The sequence below is a fragment of the Proteus sp. ZN5 genome, assembly GCF_011046025.1.
Taxonomy (GTDB): Bacteria; Pseudomonadota; Gammaproteobacteria; order Enterobacterales; family Enterobacteriaceae; genus Proteus.
Window position 1 is genome coordinate 2,132,055 of sequence record NZ_CP047639.1, and the last position, 22,334, is coordinate 2,154,388.

18 protein-coding genes are annotated in these 22,334 nt (G+C 40.5%); 14 read left to right on the top strand and 4 right to left on the bottom strand.

All coding sequences use genetic code 11. The features are described from left to right. Positions 1 to 117: 117 nt before the first annotated feature. Together pta and ackA are read right to left on the bottom strand one after the other, a co-directional pair. Complete coding sequence (gene pta / locus GTK47_RS09785) at positions 118 to 2,262, bottom strand: phosphate acetyltransferase (protein ID WP_109393051.1); 2,145 nt, start codon at positions 2,260 to 2,262, stop codon at positions 118 to 120. Between the two features lie 77 nt (positions 2,263 to 2,339). Next, positions 2,340 to 3,542 (bottom strand): acetate kinase, encoded by a 1,203-nt coding sequence (ackA, locus tag GTK47_RS09790; protein WP_006533321.1) that lies wholly within the window; start codon positions 3,540 to 3,542, stop codon positions 2,340 to 2,342. Positions 3,543 to 3,934: 392 nt separating this feature from the next. Between ackA and yfbV the strand changes: the two genes are divergently transcribed. The 6 genes from yfbV to GTK47_RS09820 all read left to right on the top strand — a co-directional run bounded on the left by yfbV (position 3,935) and on the right by GTK47_RS09820 (position 9,083). After that, a complete protein-coding gene (yfbV, locus tag GTK47_RS09795) occupies positions 3,935 to 4,390 on the top strand; it encodes a terminus macrodomain insulation protein YfbV (RefSeq protein WP_069367978.1) in 456 nt (151 codons plus the stop codon). 139 nt (positions 4,391 to 4,529) lie between these two features. Further along, on the top strand, positions 4,530 to 5,024 hold the full coding sequence (locus GTK47_RS09800) for a YfbU family protein (RefSeq protein ID WP_100158514.1): 495 nt from the start codon (positions 4,530 to 4,532) through the stop codon (positions 5,022 to 5,024). Positions 5,025 to 5,064: 40 nt separating this feature from the next. Beyond that, the gene (locus tag GTK47_RS09805; RefSeq protein ID WP_165122926.1) at positions 5,065 to 5,727 is read left to right on the top strand and encodes a sugar phosphatase; all 663 of its coding nucleotides are present in this window, start codon (positions 5,065 to 5,067) and stop codon (positions 5,725 to 5,727) included. A gap of 109 nt (positions 5,728 to 5,836) precedes the next feature. Then, complete coding sequence (locus GTK47_RS09810; RefSeq protein WP_165122927.1) at positions 5,837 to 7,666, top strand: SLC13 family permease; 1,830 nt, start codon at positions 5,837 to 5,839, stop codon at positions 7,664 to 7,666. Positions 7,667 to 7,881: 215 nt separating this feature from the next. Continuing rightward, the gene (gene tnpA, locus GTK47_RS09815; protein ID WP_165121832.1) at positions 7,882 to 8,337 is read left to right on the top strand and encodes an IS200/IS605 family transposase; all 456 of its coding nucleotides are present in this window, start codon (positions 7,882 to 7,884) and stop codon (positions 8,335 to 8,337) included. Between the two features lie 242 nt (positions 8,338 to 8,579). After that, the gene (locus GTK47_RS09820; RefSeq protein ID WP_165122928.1) at positions 8,580 to 9,083 is read left to right on the top strand and encodes a hypothetical protein; all 504 of its coding nucleotides are present in this window, start codon (positions 8,580 to 8,582) and stop codon (positions 9,081 to 9,083) included. 50 nt (positions 9,084 to 9,133) lie between these two features. Here GTK47_RS09820 and yfbR read toward each other — a convergent pair whose 3' ends face one another. Both yfbR and GTK47_RS09830 read right to left on the bottom strand, forming a co-directional pair. Then, complete coding sequence (gene yfbR / locus GTK47_RS09825; protein ID WP_075670630.1) at positions 9,134 to 9,715, bottom strand: 5'-deoxynucleotidase; 582 nt, start codon at positions 9,713 to 9,715, stop codon at positions 9,134 to 9,136. 136 nt (positions 9,716 to 9,851) lie between these two features. After that, the gene (locus GTK47_RS09830; protein ID WP_088495123.1) at positions 9,852 to 11,066 is read right to left on the bottom strand and encodes a pyridoxal phosphate-dependent aminotransferase; all 1,215 of its coding nucleotides are present in this window, start codon (positions 11,064 to 11,066) and stop codon (positions 9,852 to 9,854) included. Between the two features lie 854 nt (positions 11,067 to 11,920). Here GTK47_RS09830 and hexA point away from each other — a divergent pair. The 8 genes from hexA to nuoH all read left to right on the top strand — a co-directional run bounded on the left by hexA (position 11,921) and on the right by nuoH (position 22,329). Further along, positions 11,921 to 12,838, top strand: coding sequence for a transcriptional regulator HexA (gene hexA / locus GTK47_RS09835; RefSeq protein ID WP_075670634.1), 918 nt, complete (start codon positions 11,921 to 11,923; stop codon positions 12,836 to 12,838). A gap of 801 nt (positions 12,839 to 13,639) precedes the next feature. Continuing rightward, positions 13,640 to 14,092 carry an NADH-quinone oxidoreductase subunit A gene (locus GTK47_RS09840; protein WP_036912633.1) on the top strand — a complete coding sequence of 151 codons (453 nt, stop codon included), beginning with the start codon at positions 13,640 to 13,642 and terminating at the stop codon, positions 14,090 to 14,092. A gap of 17 nt (positions 14,093 to 14,109) precedes the next feature. Further along, on the top strand, positions 14,110 to 14,784 hold the full coding sequence (locus GTK47_RS09845; RefSeq protein ID WP_004243697.1) for an NADH-quinone oxidoreductase subunit B: 675 nt from the start codon (positions 14,110 to 14,112) through the stop codon (positions 14,782 to 14,784). A gap of 76 nt (positions 14,785 to 14,860) precedes the next feature. Beyond that, the gene (gene nuoC, locus GTK47_RS09850) at positions 14,861 to 16,657 is read left to right on the top strand and encodes an NADH-quinone oxidoreductase subunit C/D (RefSeq protein WP_088495124.1); all 1,797 of its coding nucleotides are present in this window, start codon (positions 14,861 to 14,863) and stop codon (positions 16,655 to 16,657) included. A 2-nt stretch (positions 16,658 to 16,659) separates the two neighbouring features. Next, a complete protein-coding gene (gene nuoE, locus GTK47_RS09855) occupies positions 16,660 to 17,205 on the top strand; it encodes an NADH-quinone oxidoreductase subunit NuoE (protein ID WP_006533305.1) in 546 nt (181 codons plus the stop codon). Next, a complete protein-coding gene (gene nuoF / locus GTK47_RS09860) occupies positions 17,202 to 18,566 on the top strand; it encodes an NADH-quinone oxidoreductase subunit NuoF (protein ID WP_164530580.1) in 1,365 nt (454 codons plus the stop codon). Before nuoE ends, nuoF begins: the two co-directional genes overlap by 4 nt. Positions 18,567 to 18,619: 53 nt before the next feature. Then, positions 18,620 to 21,352, top strand: a complete 2,733-nt coding sequence (gene nuoG, locus GTK47_RS09865) for an NADH-quinone oxidoreductase subunit NuoG (protein WP_165122929.1) — start codon at positions 18,620 to 18,622, stop codon at positions 21,350 to 21,352. Then, a complete protein-coding gene (gene nuoH / locus GTK47_RS09870; RefSeq protein ID WP_006533300.1) occupies positions 21,352 to 22,329 on the top strand; it encodes an NADH-quinone oxidoreductase subunit NuoH in 978 nt (325 codons plus the stop codon). Before nuoG ends, nuoH begins: the two co-directional genes overlap by 1 nt. The last annotated feature ends 5 nt before the right edge of the window (positions 22,330 to 22,334 follow it).

A 22,334-nucleotide genomic window follows, 5' to 3' on the forward strand; every position in this document is an offset into this window, starting at 1 on the left:
GGGAAGCCTCGCCGTTTACGGCGGGGAGCAGTCACTCAAATAAAAAATCTGTAGAATAAAAAACGCCAAATGAAATTAATCATCTGGCGTTTTTTTATTTGAAGCGAACTTCAATAATTATGCGTTTTCTTGTTGGCTTGCTTGAATCGCTGTCAACGCAACGGTGTAGACGATATCGTCTACTAATGCACCACGAGAAAGGTCATTCACTGGTTTACGCATACCTTGTAACATTGGTCCAATTGAAACCAAGTCAGCTGAACGTTGTACCGCTTTATAAGTGGTATTACCGGTGTTCAGATCAGGGAAGATAAACACAGTCGCTTTACCTGCAACTGGTGAGTTTGGCGCTTTAGATTTAGCAACATCAGCCATAACAGCTGCGTCGTATTGTAAAGGACCATCAATCATCAGATCAGGGCGTTTTTCTTGTGCTAAACGTGTCGCTTCACGAACTTTCTCTACATCGCTACCTGCACCAGAGTTACCAGTAGAATAAGAGATCATCGCAACGCGAGGGTCAATACCGAATGCAATTGCAGAGTCTGCAGATTGGATTGCGATTTCAGCCAGTTGTTCTGCTGTTGGATCTGGGTTAATTGCACAGTCACCATAAACATAAACTTGTTCTGGTAACAGCATAAAGAACACAGAAGACACTAATGAGCTACCTGGTGCAGTTTTGATTAACTGTAGTGGTGGGCGAATAGTGTTAGCTGTTGTATGAACAGCACCAGAAACTAGGCCGTCTACTTCACCTTTTTCCAGCATTAATGTGCCGAGAACAACGTTATCTTCTAACTGTTCACGAGCAACAACTTCTGTCATACCTTTATTTTTGCGCAGTTCAACTAAGCGAGGTACATAGATTTCACGTACTTCTTTAGGATTGACTAACTCAATGCCTGTGCCTAATTCAACACCTTGTGCGGTTGCTACACGACGAATTTCTTCAGGATCGCCTAACAGTACGCAAGTTGCGATACCACGCTCAGCACAAATTGCTGCTGCTTTAACAGTACGTGGCTCATCACCTTCTGGTAAAACGATACGTTTTTTCGCTTTACGTGCTAATTCTGTTAATTGATAACGGAATGCTGGTGGTGATAAACGGTTAGGGCGTTCAGAGTTAGCAGTCAGTGAATCAATCCATTGTGTATTGATATGTTGAGCAACGTAGTTCTGAATTTTTTCAATGCGCTCATGGTCATCAGCAGGTACTTCTAAGCTAAAGCTTTGCAGATTTAAAGAGGTCTGCCAAGTGTTCGCATTAACCATAAAGATTGGTAAGCCAGTTTCGAATGCACGTTCACAAAGTTGTTTGATAGGAGCATCGATTTGGTAACCACCTGTTAGTAGGATTGCACCAATTTCAACGCCATTCATTGCTGCAAGGCATGCTGAAACTAATACATCTGGGCGATCCGCTGAAGTCACTAAAAGTGAACCTGGACGGAAATGCTCTAACATGTGTGGAATACTACGAGCACAGAAAGTTACAGACTTAATACGACGGGTTTCAATATCGCCTTTATTGACGATAGTCGCATTTAAGTGTTTTGCCATATCTGTTGCACGAGTGGCGATTAAATCGAAGTTCCAAGGAATGCAACCCAGTAAAGGCAGTGGGCTATTTTTTTCAATGGTTTTTAAATCGACATTAGAGATAATCGCTTTACTTGAATCATCAAAGATTTCAGATAAGTCAGGGCGAGTACGGCCTTGATCATCAACAGGTGCATTTAGTTTGTTAACAATAACGCCTGTGATGTTTTGGTTTTTTACACCGCCAAATTCAGCACGCGCAAATTCGATACGCTCTTTTAGCTGTTCAACAGTGTTGTTACCTAATGCAGTCACGAAAACAATTTCAGCACCTAATGTTTTTGCAATTTCATAGTTTAATGATTGTGCAAAAGGATGCTTACGCATAGGTACCAGACCTTCGATGAGAATAACTTCTGCATCAGCGGTGTTTTCATGGTATCTAGCAACAATTTCTTCCATTAGAACATCTTTTTGGTTTGAGCTGAGTAGAGACTCAACATAATCCATGTTTAAAGGTTCTGATGATTGAATAGTGGAGTGAGAGCGGATAATCGCAGTTGTCTGATCTAAAGCGCCTTTTACACGAGGTTGTGCAATTGGCTTGAACACGCTAAGGCGAACGCCTTTTTGTTCCATAGAACGGATAACACCCAAGCTGACGCTGGTTAAACCTACGCGTGTATCAGTTGGGACTAGCATAATTGTACGGGACACGGAAACCTCTTTAAATATCGGTTGCTCGTTATGTAAAACAGTACTGCCAGCATGACACTGGCAGTACATCAAAGAACTTAAGCGGTCAGGCGACTTGCGTCCTGAGCGATAACTAACTCTTCGTTAGTTGGGATAACAACAGCAAGACGGCTGTTATCGGTAGTGATAGTGCCTGATTTACCGAAACGTGCATCTAAGTTACGTTGATGATCCACTTCAAAACCTAACAGAGCTAGTTTTTTCAGAGATAATTCACGTACCATTGCTGCGTTTTCACCGATACCACCAGTGAAGATAATAGCATCTAAACGACCTTCCATCAGTGCACAGTAAGAACCGATGTATTTCGCTAAACGATGGCAGTAAACGTCCATTGCACGTTTAGCATCTGCTTTAGTGTCGTAGTTATCTTCAACATAACGGCAGTCACTAGTGACTTCTGTTAAACCTAACAGACCAGATTCTTTAGTTAGCAGTTTGTTGATGTCTTCAACGCTCATACCTAAAGTGTCGTGTAAATGGAACACGATAGCAGGATCGATATCACCACTACGAGTACCCATTACTAAACCTTCTAATGGAGTCAGCCCCATAGAAGTATCAACACATTTACCGTTAACAACAGCTGAAACAGAACCACCATTACCTAAGTGGCAAGTGATTACGTTCAGTTCATCAACAGGTTTGTTTAACATTTTAGCGGCTTCACGAGAAACGTAGAAATGGCTAGTTCCGTGAGCACCGTAACGACGGATGCTGTGATCTTTATATAAGCTGTATGGCAGAGCATACAAATAAGCTTCTTCTGGCATTGTTTGGTGGAATGCAGTGTCAAATACCGCAACCATTTTTTCAATTAAATGAGGGAATGCTTTACGCGCTTCTTCAATACCAATAAGGTGAGCTGGGTTATGTAATGGAGCAAATGGGATAGCAGCTTCAATACCTTTGATAACTTCGTCAGTGATCACGACAGATTTAGTGAATTTCTCACCACCGTGAACAATACGGTGACCAATTGAAGCAATTTGTGCAGACAGTTCTGGTTTTTCAGCCAGAATAGTATTTACGATAAAGTTTAATGCTTCGCTATGAGCAGCACCTGCGCCTAACGCAGCTTCGTGTTTTTGTCCATCCATTTTCCACTTCAGGCGGGCTTCAGGAAGGTTGAAGCATTCAGCTAAACCTGACAGGAATTCTTCACCATTTTCTGGGTTGATAATTGCAAATTTAAGAGAAGAACTACCGCAGTTCAGTACCAGCACCAGCTTACTTGACATGGAATTACCTATTTATCTTGTTGTCGTAGTGTCTTTTATATTATAAAGACGGTGGTTAATAAAACGTCAATCATAAAAGCCTATCGCATTCCTATGATGACATTAATGACGCGCATCATGCTTAAAGTAAAAAACTTGATGCTAATTATAGTTGCCAATCATTAATTGGACGATTTTTATTCACCCATTAGCTTTTCGCGTTAAAATCGACGAAAAGGGTTGAAAATCACGCCGGCAAACAAAATATAGCGCTTTATTGCCACAAACCTTTAGAATGGGCACAGGATACAGAGTAAAGGCAACAAAGACAAAATATACTTAATTCTACTAAAAGATTTTTATTCTTTATAGATATTTTTTAAAAGTTACAGAAGAAATTGATTGAGGTCATTATGAGCGAACCGACAGTGACTCCCCCCGGCTTTTTTAAGAAGCTTCGTTTGGGTAACGAGTATTTAAAAACCTGGCCGGTTGAAAAGCAGTTAGCGCCTGTTTTCCCTGAAAACCGTATTGTCAAAGCCACACGCTTTGGTATTCGCTATATGCCACCTATCGCCATTTTTACAATGACATGGCAAATCGCATTAGGTGGTAATTTGGGGCCTGCAATTACGACCGCGCTTTTTGCTTGTAGCTTGCCAATGCAAGGATTATGGTGGTTGGGTAAACGTGCAGCAACACCACTTCCAGCTACGTTATTACGCTGGTTTTATGAAATTCGTGAGAAATTTGAAGAAGCTGGCATCGCTTTAGCCCCTGTTGAGCAAACACCTACTTACCTTTCTTTAGCCCATTTATTGAAACGTGCTTTTAAGCAACTCGATCGCTCTTTTCTTGATGATGTGTAGAACATTTGTTCTACCTTCTTCGTTTGTCATGATTGTCATCTGAATTACCCCGTTGAGATCAAAAAACGCGTAGTTAGTACTACTCAATACTTTTGATTAATGACATGATCCTTGCAATAATTTCTTTGGAGAATTAATGATGGAAATGACACACGCACAACGCTTGATCCTCTCTAATCAATATAAAATGATGACTATGATGGATCCTGATAACGCTGAACGTTATCGTCGCTATCAGACAATTATTGAACGTGGGTATGGATTACAATTACGTGAACTTGACCGTGACTTCGATGAAATGTCAGAAGAGACCTGCCGTACCATTATTAACGTCATGGAAATGTACCATGCATTGCAAGTTTCTCGTGATAACTTAAAAGAACAAGAGATGCCTGATGCTCGCCGTGTCGCATTTATAGGTTTTGATGCGGCGACAGAATCCCGCTATCTTAGCTATGTGCGTTTTATGGTGAATACAGAAGGGCGTTACACGCATTTCGATAGTGGTAGTCATGGTTTTAATTCTCAAACACCAATGTGGGAGAAATACCAAAGAATGCTTAACGTTTGGTTAGCGTGCCCTCGCCAATATCACCTTAGCACCGTTGAAATTCAACAAATACTTAATGCGTAATCATTAGCGCACCACTGTAAGATAAAGGTAGGCATAAAATATGGCAATCACATGTAAAGGTTTTCTGTTTGATCTTGATGGAACATTAGTTGATTCATTACCGGTTGTTGAACATTGTTGGGCGCTATTTGGTGAGCGCGTAGGTGTATCAACACAAGAGATTAATGAATACATCCATGGAAAACCTGCCATTGAGTCGATTCGCCATTTTATGCCTAATGCAACCGAACAAGAGATAACAGAGACTTTTCGTTGGTTAGAAAAATTAGAATCAACACAAACCGAAGGGTTAGCACCGCTTCCGGGTGCCATTGAACTGATTAACCGCCTTAATGACTTAAATATTCCTTGGGCGATTGTTACATCAGGTACTGTTCCTATTGCCTCAACGCGCCAATCTGTCACAGGTATCCCTGAACCTAAGCATTGGGTCACAGCGGAATGTATCAGTAAAGGCAAACCTAATCCTGAGCCTTATCTTTTAGGCGCCAAAAAATTGGGTTTATTACCACAAGATTGTGTGGTTTTTGAAGATGCAGCCGCGGGTATTTATTCTGGTTTAGATGCAGGATGCCAAGTTGTTGCTGTTCATGCACCTCTTTCTCTTCCTCGCCGTAATGAGATTCATTTAATTATTGATTCTTTAAATGATATTCAAATCGAGAAGCAAGCTAAAAAAGTGACAATAACGCACAAAAGATAGTCTTTTCTTTGATCATATTAGAAGACTTATTGTTGTAAAAATGGTCTACTTATCAATGTAGTGAATTGATGTCTTAACCTGTTTTCACTTATTGCTGATCGAGGCCATTTTGAATAGCGAATTATTATGGGTTTTAAGCCTGCTATTGATAGCTATTGTCCTTTTTACGACCAACAAAATCCGCATGGATGTGGTCGCTTTACTTGTCATCATTGCATTCGTTCTTAGCGGTACTCTCTCATTAAATGAAGCCACGGTAGGATTTAGCGATCCTAACGTATTACTTATTGCTGCTCTTTTTGTTATTGGAGAAGGGTTAGTGAGAACAGGTGTGGCTTATCAAATGGGAGACTGGCTAGTTCGTGTCGCGGGTAGCAGTGAAGTTAAAATGCTTGTGCTATTAATGATATGTGTTGCAAGTCTAGGTGCTTTCATGAGTTCAACGGGAGTGGTTGCCATCTTTATCCCAGTTGTGCTTAGTGTTGCTGCTCGAATGAAAACATCCCCTGGGCGTTTAATGATGCCGTTAGGTTTTGCTGGACTTATTAGTGGGTTAATGACCTTAGTGGCAACACCTCCTAATATGGTTGTTAACAGTGAGCTAGTTAGAGAAGGGTTACCAAGTTTTCAATTTTTCTCCATTACACCTATTGGTATCGCGGTATTATTCGCTGGTATTTTATATATGCTGGTGGTACGGCGTTGGTTAGGAAACAATGATAATGGCAAGCAAAAAGAAGCTTATCGTCGTACTTTCCGTGATCTTATTCGTGATTATCAATTAGCAGGACGTGCTCGTCGTTTAGCCATTCGTAAAGGTTCTCCGCTTATCGGTCATTCACTTGATGAATTGCATTTACGTTCTCGTTATGGTGCAAACGTTGTCGGTATTGAACGCTGGAGGCGGTTTCGGCGTGTTATGGTTAGCGCAACCGGTGGCACTGAATTAAGAGAGCGTGATGTTTTATTAGTTGATATGTCAGCCAGTGATGTCGATTTACGTGAGTTTTGCCGTGAACAGATGCTAGAGCCAATGGTGCTACGAGGTGAATATTTTTCTGAACAATCTCGTGATGTAGGGCTTGCTGAAGTATCCATGAATCCTGATTCAGAATTATTAGGCAAATCATTAAGGGAAATTAAATTTCGTACTCGCTATGGCTTAAACGTCGTTGCTATTCGCCGTGAAGGAAGCGCCTTGCCGGGTAAAATCGTCGATGAGCCATTACGCCTTGGTGATGTGTTATTGGTGATTGGTGATTGGAAACTTATTCGCATTTTATCAACTAAACCACGTAATTTTATCGTATTAAATTTGGCTGCTGAAATTGAAACGGTTGCTCCTGCTTCATCTCAAGCACCTCATGCCTTATTTTCGTTAGCATTAATGGTGGCATTAATGGTGACGAATGAAGTCCCTAATTTTATTGCAGCACTTATTGCTTGTTTATTAATGGGTAAGTTCCGCTGTATTGATATGGAAAGTGCTTATCGTTCCATTCATTGGCCAAGTATTATTTTAATTGTCGGTATGATGCCTTTTGCTGCCGCATTGCAAAAAACAGGCGGTATTGAGCTTATTGTAAATGGCTTAATGGATGTTGCAGGTAGTGCCGGTCCTCAAGTGATGTTGGTGTGTTTATTTATACTTTGTGCATCAATTGGGTTGTTTATCTCGAATACTGCAACCGCAGTATTAATGGCGCCAATTGCTATTGCCGCTGCAAACCAAATGAATGTTTCACCATTACCATTTGCAATGGTGATCGGTGTGGCTGCTTCAGCCGCATTTATGACGCCAGTTTCATCACCAGTCAATACACTCATTCTTGAGCCCGGCGGTTATAAGTTTGCAGACTTTATTAAGATTGGGGTGCCATTTACCATTATTGTGATGTTTATTAGCGTGTTCTTGATCCCGCTATTATTCCCATTCTAATTATCAATATTTTTGTTTTGCAAAAACGCTGTTTGTTAATTAATAAACAGCGTTTTTTATTATGGGCTTTAGCCAGTTTAAGTCGCGTCAGCGTCTTAAATATAAAACCACCCGCTATGCGGGTGGGTATTAAAGGTTATACCAAGAAAAACACCTTTCCGTTACGATATAGATGTTCAAGCTAATATTCGTAACTTAAATAAGGAAAGGTGTTTATGGGCATTAAAGCACAAAGCTCAGCACATACAAAGTGGCTGTGTAAATACCATATCGTCTTTTCGCCGAAATATAGACGGAAAGTGATTTTTAATAAAATTCGTTCAAGTATAGGTGAAATCCTTCGAGACCTTTGTAAATATAAAGGTGTGGAAATAATCGAAGGGCATCTTATGCCAGATCATGTTCATATGTTAGTGAGTATTCCACCGAAGATATGCGTATCAAGTTTCATGGGATATTTGAAAGGTAAAAGTTCGTTGATGATCTTTGATAGACATGCCAATCTCAAATATAAATTTGGCAACAGAAAGTTTTGGGCGGAAGGGTTCTATGTCACAACAGTTGGACTCAATGAAGCCACAATTCAAAAGTATATCAGAGAGCAAGAAAAGTCGGATTTAATCTCGGATAAATTGAGCAGTAAAGAATATGAAAACCCCTTCAAGGGGTAAGCCAAAGTAGCAAAGACACTTAGCTTGAACGAAGAGAAAGCAGCGTCATTTAGGCGCAGTCGGTAACAAGCCCTTATAGGGCAAGAGCAAACCACCCGTTTTACGGGTGGTTATGATTTATTGGTCAGAGGTTTCTTATGTGTAATATATAATCTATTTATAGATGTTTTTTTTCTGAAAATTAATTCAAATTAGAGGTGTATTCTTTGTCTATACATTTATTTATAGATAAAGAGATAATTATGGGTATTACATTTCAAGTCCTTAATAATAGCGGAAAAGTTGTTGGTATAGGTTCTAATGAAAAAAGTAAATCAATTTTTTCAAGATTAGCATCTAGTATTAGTAGTATTAAAAATAATATTGTCAGCTTTTTTAGTAAAATTGAATCAAATGTTACGATAGGTGAACCGATAAAATTAAATCAAATACAGAAAGATTTATTAAATAAAAATGAAGAGAAAAGAGGTGTTCGGCATATTTATAATAAGTCTACAGCTGAAAATTTGAAGGAAAGTATTAATGATAGTATTGCAAAATATCCACAAGAAATAGAATATACATCTTTTGAAAAAAAGAATAATCCACCGACTCAAAAAATAAAATTAGATAAGAATTTATGGATTTCATCAAAGATACATACAGATGAACCTCAACTAGAAAATGAAAGGTCTATTAGTCATATTCAGTACGAAAGTTCACCTTACTTCCAGTCTATTAATAATAAAAATACTTTTAACAATTAAAATTAATTAAAAATCAGCTTACGATAATATATTATCATAAGCTGATTTTTTTACTCACTAATTTCATCAAGCGATAAACTAAACCCTGGTACAAATACCTTCATAAAATAGTCCATCTCTGGGCTATGTCTTTCGGCTAACGTTTTTTCTAAGCGATTTTTGGCTAAATTAAATTCACTATTACCAGCGGCAAGCTCTTCAAGGCATTTTAAATAAGCACATAAACTATCAGCTTGTTTGACAATAAAGGTTTCTTCCTCACTATGTAATTGCTCATCAATAAGAGGGCGAAAATCGTCTTGTAATTCTTCTGGTAACATTTCAATTAATTTTTGCTGGGCATATTTTTCTATTTTTTTATATTCATGAGCAATTTGTGGATTATGGTACTTAATCGGTGTCGGCATATCACCGGTGATCACTTCACTGGCATCATGATACATCGCTTGTAATGCAATACGTTCAGCATTGACATTACCACCAAATTTACGATTTTTAATCACCGCTAGGGCATGGGCGACAAAAGCGACTTGTAAACTGTGTTCAGAAACATTTTCTTGGCGGATATTACGCATTAAAGGCCAACGAGTAATGAGTTTTAAGCGAGAAAGGTGGGCAAAAAAGTAACTCATAATATCTCCCAATTGCGTGATTGAAGGCATTATTGTGAGTGGATAACAGGTAGATGTAAACGTTAATAGAAAAGAAAATAAAAAAACGCAATATAACTGGTTGTTATACTGCGTTTTATTTTATATGCAGGTAATCTTATTGATGATAACCGACAATAAAGCGACCGAATTTTTGAATTGCCATATCTAAATCGTCTTCACGCGGAAGAGTAACGATACGGAAATGGTCTGGGTATGGCCAGTTAAAGGCTGTACCTTGTACCAGTAATACTTTCTCTTGGAGTAATAAATCGAGGATCATTTTTTGATCGTCTTTAATACTGTAACGGTTAAGGTCTATTTTAGGGAACATATACAATGCACCCATAGGTTTAACACAAGAAACACCCGGAATTTGATTGATCAGTTCCCAAGCACGATTGCGTTGTTCATATAAGCGACCACCTGGCAGAATAAATTCACTAATACTTTGATAGCCACCTAATGCAGTTTGAATGGCATGTTGCATCGGAACGTTAGCACATAAACGCATAGACGCTAACATATTCAAGCCTTCAATATAGCTTTTAGCATGTTTTTTAGGGCCGTTTAATACCATCCAGCCTTGACGGAAACCAGCAACACGATAGGTTTTTGATAAACCATTAAATGTCACGGTCAATAAATCGGGCGCCATTGCAGCAATAGAATGATGTTGAGCATCATCATACAGAATTTTATCGTAGATTTCGTCAGCGAAGATAATCAGGTCATGTTGACGTGCAATTTCAACGATTTCCATCAGAATGTCTTTGCTATATACCGCACCTGTTGGGTTATTTGGATTGATAATAACAATACCGCGGGTATTTTTTGTGATTTTACTGCGGATGTCATCTAAATCAGGGAACCAACCTTGTTGCTCATCACACATGTAGTGAACCGCATTTCCTCCTGAAAGAGAAACGGCTGCTGTCCACAATGGATAATCAGGCGCAGGTACAAGCATTTCATCGCCATTATTTAATAAAGCTTGCATCGCTTGTACGATTAACTCAGAAACACCATTACCAATATAAATATCTTCAACAGTGACGTCACGCATGTCACGAGCTTGATAATGCTGCATGATTGCTTTGCGTGCAGAGAATAGCCCTTTTGAATCACTATAGCCCTGTGAGCTTGGTAGATTGCGAATAACATCTACTAATATTTCATCAGGTGCTTCAAAGCCAAAAGGTGCCGGGTTACCAATATTGAGTTTTAAAACTTTATTACCTTCTTCTTCCAGACGTTTTGCTTCTTGCAAAACCGGACCTCTAATGTCGTAACAGACATGCTCGAGTTTGTTTGATTTTTTAATCTGATTCATAGCGCGTTTACCTAATAGGGTCTGACGTGTATCTCTACTGTGGCGACTTAGCGACATTTATCGCCAATTGCTATTCATATAGAAAGATACAAATAAAAAGGCTGTCCTAGCGAATAACTGTTCTATCACTCTACTCTTACGTTACAAACTTTTGAAGATGCTAGGTAATTTTTGGTGTAAAAGGTCAGTTTATTCTTAGAATGTTATTTTGATGACTGATTGTATTGATTATGTCAGGTTTATATTTCAGTTTTGGTGAATAATATGAATTATTATTCTATTGAAAAGGGGGTTTTTAGTGTGGTAATTAGAAATAAGTTGATGTGATAGAGAGGTAGACAAAATGTTGCATAATCAATTATTGAATAAATTTATCGGATTTGTATTATCTGACTTAATATATTAAATTTTCAAATAATATGGTTAAATCTACTTTATTCTATAGCAATCAATTAGTTTAAGTATAAATTAAATTTAAATCTTAAATTTAGTTTATAGGGGAAGATACTTAAACCTGAATGCATAGTTAAGATAATTTAAATTATTTTCAAAATGTTAAAATTTATGAATGAGAAAGCAATATAGTATGATCTACGTCTAACTTGTGATGACGGTATACAGTTCTTTCTTGTGAATGCTTAAAATGATAATAAAATTTAATTTGTTACAAAAAGATGCAATTCCTTTCCATCTAGGAGGTGTAAACGATAAGAAACAAATGTAAAGTATTCGGTATGTCTTTGCTCTCCTTTTCAGAGTAGAGTACTGTCTGAATCGGAAGTCTTTTTTAGACTTTTGATATAAAACACCAGGTATATGTAATTTAAAAATCAAAAATAAGTGAACAATAAACAATGATTAATGCAAATCGTCCGATAATGAATCTCGACCTCGATCTGCTTAGAACGTTTGTAGCTGTAGCAGATTTGAACACTTTTGCAGCCGCCGCTGCTGCTGTATGTCGAACCCAATCTGCTGTGAGTCAGCAGATGCAACGTTTAGAGCAATTGGTGGGTAGAGAGCTTTTCGCCCGTCATGGTCGTAATAAACTTTTAACAGAGCATGGCCTACAACTGTTAGGTTATGCGCGTCAAATTCTGCGTGCGAATGATGATGCAACGGCATCATTAACGTATAGCGATGCAGAAGGAGAGCTACGTATTGGTGCTTCTGATGACTCTGTCGATACTTTATTACCGTTTTTATTAAATCGTATCGCGTCAGTGTATCCACGTTTAGCGGTTGATGTGCGTATTAAGCGTTCTCAATATATTGAGACAATGCTAGATAATCATGAAATTGATTTAGCATTAACAACAGCACGTATTGGTCATCACCCACGTACAGCGTTACGTACTGCACCAGTGCTATGGCATTGTGCGCCAGATTTCCAATTACAAATGAATGAGCCGATTCCTTTAGTTGTAATGGATGAAACTAACCCATTCCGCCAATTAGCGATAAACACGTTAGATGACGCTGGAATTCAATGGCGTATTGCCTATGAAGCTGCTTCTTTATCTGCTGTTCGTGCTGCGGTTAATGCAGAAGTGGGTATTACTGCACGTCCACTTGAAATGCAGAATGCCGATTTACGTATTTTAGGCGAAAGCGAAGGGTTACCTCGTTTACCTGAAACACAATATTGGTTATATCGTAATTCTGATGAACAAAATGAAGCGGTGTTAACAGTATTCAATGCGATTGAAAACAAGAAAACACCTTATACCGTCACTGCACCTGAAGATATTAGCTCTACAGAACTTGAATAATCACATTAATAATTGTGTGAATTTTTTAGCGTTAAAACACAAAAATTAAAGATTAAAAAAGAGCCAAATAAAACTGGATAGTGATGAATAATGATAAACGGGAATAGATGCAATGAAGTGCATTTATTTCCGTTTTTTTTTTGCCTTTTTTTTGAAATAGTAACACTATGTTAATAATTATGTTGTTTTATGTATTTATCTTTGTGACATTTCATTCCATAACTACCTTAACGGCTTGTTAAAAAAATGTTTACCTTCCCCCTTGGTTAATCACTTGTAGGATTTGTTAACAAATAAAAAGATTGTCTAGGTTTTAAGAGAATAAAAAAGTAAATCTAAGCGGATATTTGACCTCCTCCACAATATTAGAAAGTTAATTTGTTAAAATTTGGATAAATTTTAAACTAGTTAAGTGTTTTTTCGACTATTTTGTGAGTTTGATCAAGAAAATAAGGCACATTTGCCTGTGTTGAATCAGGTTTTTCCTGAGATACTGGTGTAGTAAAATCGAATTATCAGTTAGACTAAGCGTGTTAGTATAAAGTTTGTCGGTTAACTGACACGTTTTAGCATTAACCAGTAATTGGGTGTTAAAAATGAGTGTTAAATTTGTTAAATCTCGATAGAAAACTGAGTGATTTGTCGCAAAGTTTTCTAAAAAAGAAGAAAGGTATAAATAGACTGTTATTATTTCTTTAATTAGCAAGTCTGTTTAATTCGCCTTTTTTTTCGTAATTAGAAATGTGGTGTAAACCGCCGGATAAGAGTTGGTTAATTGACACCACCTTTGATGAGTAAGCAATGAGTATGTCTACAACCACCGAAGTTATCGCCCACCATTGGGCATTTGCTGTCTTCCTCATAGGCGCATTGGGGTTATGTTCGCTCATGTTGTTGGGTGCCCGCTATTTAGGCGGACGCGCACAGGCAAGGGCAAAGCATGTTCCTTATGAATCTGGTCTTGATTCTGTTGGCAGCGCTCGTCTGCGCATGTCAGCTAAATTCTATTTAGTTGCCATGTTTTTCGTTATTTTCGATGTTGAAGCACTGTTTCTTTATGCCTGGGCTGTTTCCGTTCGTGAAGTTGGCTGGTTAGGCTTTATTGAAGCGTCAGTCTTCATCGCTATTTTATTAGCTGGATTATTCTACTTGGTTCGCATAGGCGCATTAGATTGGACGCCTGTTCGCTCTCGCCGTGAAACTGCGAGTAAAAGCCATGTTCGATTAACCAGCGGCAAACATCCGCAGCAGTAATAAGCGAGGCATTAGAAATGGATTATACGCTCACCCGCATAGATCCGAACGGTGAGAATGACCGTTATCCCCTGCAATCACAGGAAATTGTCAGTGACCCATTAGATGCTCACGTTCATCGCAGCGTGTACATGGGAAAACTGGAACATGCGTTGCATGACGTTGTGAACTGGGGACGGAAAAACTCTTTATGGCCATATAACTTTGGTCTTTCCTGTTGTTACGTTGAAATGGTGACGTCATTTACTGCTGTGCATGACGTGGCTCGTTTTGGTTCAGAAGTATTACGTGCATCACCTCGTCAAGCTGACTTTATGGTGGTTGCGGGTACTTGCTTTACTAAGATGGCGCCTGTTATTCAACGTTTATACGACCAGATGCTAGAGCCTAAATGGGTTATCTCTATGGGGGCATGTGCAAACTCTGGTGGTATGTACGACATCTATTCAGTAGTGCAAGGTGTTGATAAATTCATTCCAGTTGATGTGTATATTCCTGGATGTCCACCACGCCCTGAAGCTTACATGCAAGCACTAATGTTATTACAAGAGTCCATTGGTAAAGAACGTCGCCCATTATCATGGGTTGTCGGCGACCAAGGCGTTTACCGTGCCAATATGCAATCAGAACGAGAAAGAAAACACGGTGAACGTATCGCAGTGAAAAATCTGCGTACTCCTGACGAAATTTAAAGGCTTTTGCCTAAGACGTAACCAGAGCAATGTGTTGCGATCATAGTAACCCTGATCAAAGTTGTGGTGAATAGAAATGACCGATCAGATAGCGCAAAAAGGCGCTCGGCCAGCGTGGGAAACGACCGATCATATTGATGATCAGGTGGTTAATGAACTGCGTCAGAAATTTGGGCCAGATGCGTTTACGTTCCAGCCTACTCGTACTGGCATGCCAGTTGTTTGGGTAAAGCGGGAACAACTTATTGAGGTAATGCTATACCTCAAATCTTTACCAAAACCTTATGTCATGCTGTTTGATATGCATGGTTTTGATGAGCGTCTTCGTACGCATCGTCAAGGCTTGCCTGCAGCAGACTTTTCCGTTTTCTATCATCTGATATCAATCGATCGTAATAAAGATATCATGCTGAAAGTCGCATTGAGTGAAAATGATCTTAATGTTCCGACTATCACATCTATCTTTCCTAACTCGAATTGGTATGAGCGTGAAGTCTGGGATATGTTTGGGATTGTCTTTAATGGGCATCCAAATTTACGTCGTATTATGATGCTTCCTGATTGGGAAGGTCATCCACTGCGTAAAGATTATCCAGCTCGTGCGACAGAGTTCGATCCTTATGTGCTGACAAAGCAGAAACAGGATCTGGAAATGGAATCGCTGACATTTAAACCTGAAGAGTGGGGGATGAAACGCGGTACTGAGAATGAGGACTTTATGTTCTTAAACCTCGGTCCTAACCATCCATCATCTCACGGTGCATTCCGTATTATTCTTCAGCTTGATGGCGAGGAAATCGTCGACTGTGTACCTGATGTGGGTTATCACCACCGTGGTGCTGAAAAAATGGGTGAGCGCCAATCTTGGCACAGTTATATCCCATACACAGACCGAATCGAATATCTCGGCGGATGCGTTAACGAAATGCCTTATGTACTTGCAGTCGAAAAACTTGCCGGTATTGAAGTGCCTGAACGCGTTAAAGTCATTCGTGTCATGCTGTCAGAGCTATTCCGTATTAATAGCCACTTACTGTATATCAGTACCTTTATCCAAGACGTTGGTGCAATGACACCGGTGTTCTTTGCCTTTACTGACCGTCAGAAAGTTTACAACATCGTTGAAGCGATTACTGGATTCCGTATGCACCCTGCATGGTTCCGTATCGGTGGTGTTGCTCATGATTTACCTCGCGGTTGGGAACGCTTATTACGTGAATTCTTAGATTGGATGCCAAAACGTCTAGATTCTTATGTAAAAGCAGCACTGCAAAACAGTATCTTGAAAGGTCGTACTATTGGTGTTGCCTCATATAATGCTAAAGAAGCATTAGATTGGGGTGTGACAGGTGCAGGTCTTCGTTCAACAGGCGTTGAATTTGACGTCCGTAAATGGCGTCCATATTCAGGTTATGAAAACTTTGAATTTGAAATCCCTGTTGCAAGTAATGGTGACTGTTATGACCGCGTAATGCTGAAAGTAGAAGAACTACGCCAAAGCTTACGTATTTTGGAACAGTGCTATAAAAATATGCCAGAAGGGCCATTTAAAGCAGACCATCCACTGACAACGCCTCCACCAAAAGAGCGCACATTACAGCATATCGAAACCATGATTAACCACTTCTTACAGGTTTCATGGGGCCCTGTTATGCCTGCTAATGAATCATTCCAGATGGTTGAAGCCACTAAAGGGATCAACAGCTATTACTTAACCAGTGATGGCAGCACAATGAGCTACCGCACACGTATTCGTACGCCAAGCTTTGCTCACTTGCAACAAATCCCAGCGGTTATCCGCGGTAGTCTGGTTTCTGACTTGATTGTGTATCTGGGAAGTATTGATTTTGTAATGTCGGATGTGGATCGTTAATCATGCAAAATGAATTAAACCAAAAAGATGATGCAGTGCAGATCGAAATCGTTGATGTTACGCATTCAAAGAAAGCAACGTTTGTTTTAACTGAAGAAGAACGTGCTGAAATTGAACAAGAAAAACATCACTATGAAGATCCTCGTGCAGCCTCTATTGAAGCACTGAAAATTGTGCAAAAGAACCGCGGTTGGGTTGAAGATGGCGCAATTTATGCGATTGCGGATGTTCTTGGGATCCCTGCAAGCGATGTTGAAGGCGTTGCTACGTTCTACAGCCAAATTTTCCGTCAACCCGTTGGCCGTCACATTATTCGTTTTTGTGACAGCGTGGTTTGTCATATTACAGGTTATCAAGGCATTCAGGCAGCGATTGAAAAGCACCTTAATATCATTCCTGGTCAAACTACACCAGATGGTCGCTTTACGCTACTGCCAACCTGCTGTTTAGGTAATTGTGATAAAGGTCCTACCATGATGGTAGATGACGATACTCACAGCTTTGTTAAACCTGAAGAGATTGAAACGTTACTGGAGCAGTATCCATGACAGCAATTTCAGGAGCAAAACCGATTATTCGTAGCGCAGAAACGCACCCGCTAACGTGGCGCTTACGTGATGATCGTCAGCCTGTATGGTTGGATGAATACCGTGCTACAAACGGTTATAAAGCGGCAGAAAAAGCATTAAAAGGTATGTCACCGACGGAAGTGACCACTGAAGTTAAAGATGCTGGTCTAAAAGGTCGTGGTGGTGCTGGATTCTCAACAGGCTTGAAATGGAGCCTGATGCCAAAAGATGAAAGCATGAATATCCGTTACATCCTTTGTAACGCAGATGAAATGGAGCCAGGTACTTATAAAGACCGCCTCTTAATGGAAGAACTTCCACATCTGTTAATTGAAGGGATGATTATCGGCGCTCACGCACTAAAAGCTTACCGTGGCTATATTTTCCTTCGTGGCGAATATATCGAAGCGGCTAAGAATTTACGCCATGCCATTGAGGAAGCAAAAGCAGCAGGCTTTCTTGGTAAAAACATCTTTGGTTCTGGAATTGATTTTGAACTGTTTGTTCACACAGGTGCAGGTCGTTACATCTGTGGTGAAGAAACAGCATTAATCAACTCATTAGAAGGTCGTCGTGCTAACCCACGCTCTAAACCGCCATTCCCTGCAACGTCAGGTGTATGGGGTAAACCAACTTGTGTCAATAACGTTGAAACACTGTGTAATGTGCCTGCGATTATTGAACACGGTAAAGATTGGTATATCGGCTTAAGTGAAGGCAAAAGCCCAGATGCGGGTACTAAATTAATGGGATTCTCGGGGCGCGTGAAATTTCCGGGCTTATGGGAATTACCATTTGGTACAACAGCGCGTGAGATCCTTGAAGACTACGCAGGCGGTATGCGTGATGGTCTTAAGCTAAAAGCATGGCAACCAGGTGGCGCAGGTACTGACTTCTTAACGGAAGATCACCTCGATCTCCCAATGGATTTTGGCACGATTGCAAAAGCAGGTAGCCGTTTAGGTACAGCACTTGCAATGGCGGTAGATAATGAAATTAATATGGTTTCATTAACCCGTAATTTAGAAGAGTTCTTTGCTCGTGAATCTTGTGGCTGGTGTACACCTTGTCGTGATGGCTTGCCATGGAGTGTCGAAATCTTACGTGCGATAGAAAACGGTAAAGGTCGCCCTGGTGATATCGAAACACTTGAGCATTTATGTCGTTCTTTAAGTCCGGGACACACATTCTGTGCTCACGCACCGGGTGCAGTAGAACCTTTACAAAGCGCCATTAAATATTTCCGTGAAGAATTTGAGGCTGGCATTATTCAAGAAGATTATACCAATGCCAACTTGATCAGAGGTATTCAGCCTAATTTGCTGAAAAGCCGCTGGTAATTTTTCACGACACATTCTAGGTTTAACGCCTGCTGTGCAGGCCTTTGGGAAGCATGCTGACTATGGCTACGATTCATGTAGACGGCAAAGAATATGAAGTTAACGGGGCTGATAACCTGTTAGAAGCCTGTCTTAATTTAGGCTTAGATATTCCTTATTTTTGCTGGCACCCAGCGCTGGGAAGCGTTGGCGCTTGCCGCCAGTGTGCGGTGAAGCAGTATCAAAATGCTGAGGATACCCGAGGTCGTTTGGTGATGTCTTGTATGACACCGGCGACTGATGGCACGTTTATCTCTATTGACGACGAAGAAGCGAAGAAATTTCGTGAAAGCGTTGTTGAATGGTATATGACAAACCATCCTCATGACTGTCCAGTTTGTGAAGAAGGCGGTAACTGCCACCTTCAAGATATGACGGTAATGACCGGTCATACTATGCGTCGCTATCGCTTTACGAAGCGTACACATAGAAACCAAGATCTGGGACCGTTTATTTCTCATGAAATGAACCGTTGTATTGCTTGTTACCGCTGTGTTCGTTACTACAAAGACTATGCTGATGGTACTGATCTGGGCGTCTTTGGTGCACATAACAACGTCTTCTTTGGACGCGTTGAAGATGGCACACTAGAGAGCGAATTCTCGGGTAACTTAGTTGAAATTTGTCCGACAGGTGTGTTCACTGATAAAACTCACTCATCACGTTATAACCGTAAGTGGGATATGCAGTTTGCACCAAGTATTTGTCAAGGTTGTAGCATGGGTTGTAACACAAGCCCAGGTGAACGCTATGGTGAATTACGTCGTATTGAAAACCGTTATAACGGGACTGTAAACCGCTATTTTCTTTGTGACCGTGGTCGTTTTGGCTATGGCTATGTGAATTTAGCAAGCAGACCTCGTCAGCCTAAAAAACGTTTAGGCAGTAACTGGTTAGAAATTAACGCTGTTCAAGCGACTCAAGCCGCTGCGGATATGCTGAAGAAAAGTCAGCGTATCGTGGGTATTGGTTCCCCGCGTGCAAGCATTGAAAGTAACTTCGCATTACGTGAAGTTGTTGGTGCTGAAAACTTCTATAGTGGTATCTCTGCATCAGAGCAAAAACGATTGACTTTAATGTTAGATATTTTACAAAAAGGTGGTGTTCATACCCCATCTCTGCGTGAAATTGAAGATTACGATGCTGTTTTAGTGTTAGGTGAAGATTTAACACAAACCGGTGCTCGTATGGCATTGTCTGTACGTCAAGCAGTGAAAGGTAAAGCGCGTGAAATGGCAGCCGCTCAGAAAGTAGCTGACTGGCAAATTGCTGCGATTATGAATATCGGGCAACGTGCAAAATATCCGTTGTTTGTCACTCATGTTGATGAAACTCGCCTTGATGATGTTGCTGCATGGAGTTATCGCGCACCAGTTGTTGATCAAGCGCGTTTAGGTTTTGCAATTGCCAATAACATTAACGGTGAAGCACCCGCAGTTGATGGCATTGATGAAGCGCTGAATAAACATATCGAGATGGTTGTTCAAGCACTTTCTCAAGCGAAGAAACCATTAATTATCAGTGGTAGTCATGCAGGTAGCGAAGACGTTATCAAAGCAGCCGCTAACATTGCGTTTGCATTAAAAGCAAAAGGTAATGAAGTAGGGCTTTCTTTCGTTGCTGATGATGCAAACAGCATGGGTCTTGCCATGATGAATGCACAACCACTTGATGATGCATTAAAAATGATGCGTAGTGGTCAAGTTAACACTGTTGTTGTAATGGAAAACGATTTATATCGTCACTACGATGCAGATGTGATTGATGATGCGATTGCTAAAGTAGATAACGTTATTGTTATCGACCACCAGCAAACAGACATTATGGCGAAAGCACATCTTGTTCTCCCAGCTTCTTCATTCGCTGAAAGCGATGGAACAATGGTGAGTCAAGAGGGCAGAGCACAGCGTTACTTCCAAGTTTACGAACCTTCTTTCTATAATAAAGAAGTGGTGATGCATGAAAGCTGGCGTTGGTTGAGTGCTGTTGATTCACAATGGCATGAAAGAACGTTGGATTGGACACAGTTAGACAGTGTTATTGAGCATTGTGCAACCAGTCTTCCTCAGTTTGCAGGCATTGTCGATGCTGCTCCGAATGCATCATTCCGTATTCGTGGACAGAAACTGGCTCGTGAACCGCATCGTTATAGCGGTCGTACTTCTATGTTGGCAAATGTGTCTGTTCATGAACAGCGTCAACCAAAAGATATCGACACTCCATTTGCGTTCTCAATGGAAGGTAATAACAGCCCAACAGCACCTCGTCAGCAAATTCCATTTGCATGGGCACCGGGTTGGAACTCACCTCAAGCATGGAATAAATTCCAAGCAGAAGTGGGGGGCAGCTTACGCTTTGGCGACCCAGGTGTGCGCTTAATCGAATGTGGTGATAATACACTTGGCTACTTCACTGATATTCCTGCACCATTTAATGCACAGAAAAATCAATGGACTGTTGCACCTTGCTACCGTTTATTTGGTAGTGAAGAATTATCACAACGCGCTGAAGTTATCCAATCTCGTATGGAAACGGCTTACTTAACATTGAGTGAATCTGATGCACAGGCATTAGCGTTAACTCAAGGTCAGCAAGCGATGTTTACTTACGAAGGCCGTGAATTCACCTTACCAGTGAAAATCAGTGCTCACCTGACTCAAGGTCAAATTGGCTTGCCGTTAGGTATGGCAGGTATTTCTCCATCGCTGGTGGGTGTATCGGTTCGTCAACTGCGGGGTATTGCATAATGAGCTGGTTATCTCCTGAAGTTACAGAGATTTTACTCACCGTTTTAAAAGCCGTCGTGATCTTGCTTGTCGTGGTCACTTGTGGTGCTTTTATGAGTATGGGGGAACGCCGTTTACTGGGCTTATTCCAAAACCGTTATGGGCCTAACCGTGTAGGTTATGCAGGTTCAGCACAGCTAATTGCGGATATGATCAAAATGTTCTTTAAAGAGGACTGGATCCCGAAATTTGCTGACCGCTTTATCTTCACCATTGCGCCAGTGATTGCGTTTTCATCTTTACTGCTGTCATTTGCAATTGTACCTGTTAGCTCAACATGGGTTGTCGCTGACTTAAACATTGGTATTTTGTTCTTCTTGATGGTTGCAGGTATTGCGGTGTATGCCGTGTTATTTGCAGGCTGGTCAAGTAATAACAAATATTCACTGTTAGGTGCAATGCGTGCATCAGCACAAACCGTAAGTTATGAGGTGTTCTTAGGACTCTCAATCTTAGGTGTTGTTGCACAAGCGGGCTCTTTTAACCTGACTGACATCGTAAACTCACAAGCAAATATGTGGAATGTCATCCCACAATTCTTTGGCTTTATTACGTTTGCGATTGCAGGGGTTGCTGTTTGTCACCGTCACCCATTTGACCAACCAGAAGCAGAGCAAGAACTAGCTGATGGTTATCACATTGAATATTCTGGTATGAAATTCGGTTTATTCTTTGTTGGTGAATATATCGGGATCGTTGCGGTATCAGGTCTTATCGTGACGTTATTCTTTGGTGGTTGGCAAGGTCCTTTCTTACCGTCATTTATTTGGTTTGCACTGAAAACAGGATTCTTCATGATGATGTTTATCCTTATTCGTGCTTCGTTACCGCGTCCGCGTTACGACCAAGTGATGTCTTTCGGTTGGAAAATTTGCTTACCGTTAACGCTTATTAATCTGCTGGTAACTGCTGCAGTGATACTTTACAACGCTCAATAAGGGGT

Coding starts and splice junctions, on each gene's coding strand:
- GTK47_RS09805 (WP_165122926.1), top strand. CDS start 5,065: ATGGCAATCACATGTAAAGGTTTTCTGTTTGATCTTGATGGAACATTA.
- GTK47_RS09840 (WP_036912633.1), top strand. CDS start 13,640: ATGAGTATGTCTACAACCACCGAAGTTATCGCCCACCATTGGGCATTT.
- nuoE (WP_006533305.1), top strand. CDS start 16,660: ATGCAAAATGAATTAAACCAAAAAGATGATGCAGTGCAGATCGAAATC.
- nuoC (WP_088495124.1), top strand. CDS start 14,861: ATGACCGATCAGATAGCGCAAAAAGGCGCTCGGCCAGCGTGGGAAACG.
- GTK47_RS09800 (WP_100158514.1), top strand. CDS start 4,530: ATGGAAATGACACACGCACAACGCTTGATCCTCTCTAATCAATATAAA.
- ackA (WP_006533321.1), bottom strand. CDS start 3,542: ATGTCAAGTAAGCTGGTGCTGGTACTGAACTGCGGTAGTTCTTCTCTT.
- tnpA (WP_165121832.1), top strand. CDS start 7,882: ATGGGCATTAAAGCACAAAGCTCAGCACATACAAAGTGGCTGTGTAAA.
- GTK47_RS09830 (WP_088495123.1), bottom strand. CDS start 11,066: ATGAATCAGATTAAAAAATCAAACAAACTCGAGCATGTCTGTTACGAC.
- yfbV (WP_069367978.1), top strand. CDS start 3,935: ATGAGCGAACCGACAGTGACTCCCCCCGGCTTTTTTAAGAAGCTTCGT.
- nuoF (WP_164530580.1), top strand. CDS start 17,202: ATGACAGCAATTTCAGGAGCAAAACCGATTATTCGTAGCGCAGAAACG.
- yfbR (WP_075670630.1), bottom strand. CDS start 9,715: ATGAGTTACTTTTTTGCCCACCTTTCTCGCTTAAAACTCATTACTCGT.
- nuoH (WP_006533300.1), top strand. CDS start 21,352: ATGAGCTGGTTATCTCCTGAAGTTACAGAGATTTTACTCACCGTTTTA.
- GTK47_RS09845 (WP_004243697.1), top strand. CDS start 14,110: ATGGATTATACGCTCACCCGCATAGATCCGAACGGTGAGAATGACCGT.
- hexA (WP_075670634.1), top strand. CDS start 11,921: ATGATTAATGCAAATCGTCCGATAATGAATCTCGACCTCGATCTGCTT.
- nuoG (WP_165122929.1), top strand. CDS start 18,620: ATGCTGACTATGGCTACGATTCATGTAGACGGCAAAGAATATGAAGTT.
- GTK47_RS09820 (WP_165122928.1), top strand. CDS start 8,580: ATGGGTATTACATTTCAAGTCCTTAATAATAGCGGAAAAGTTGTTGGT.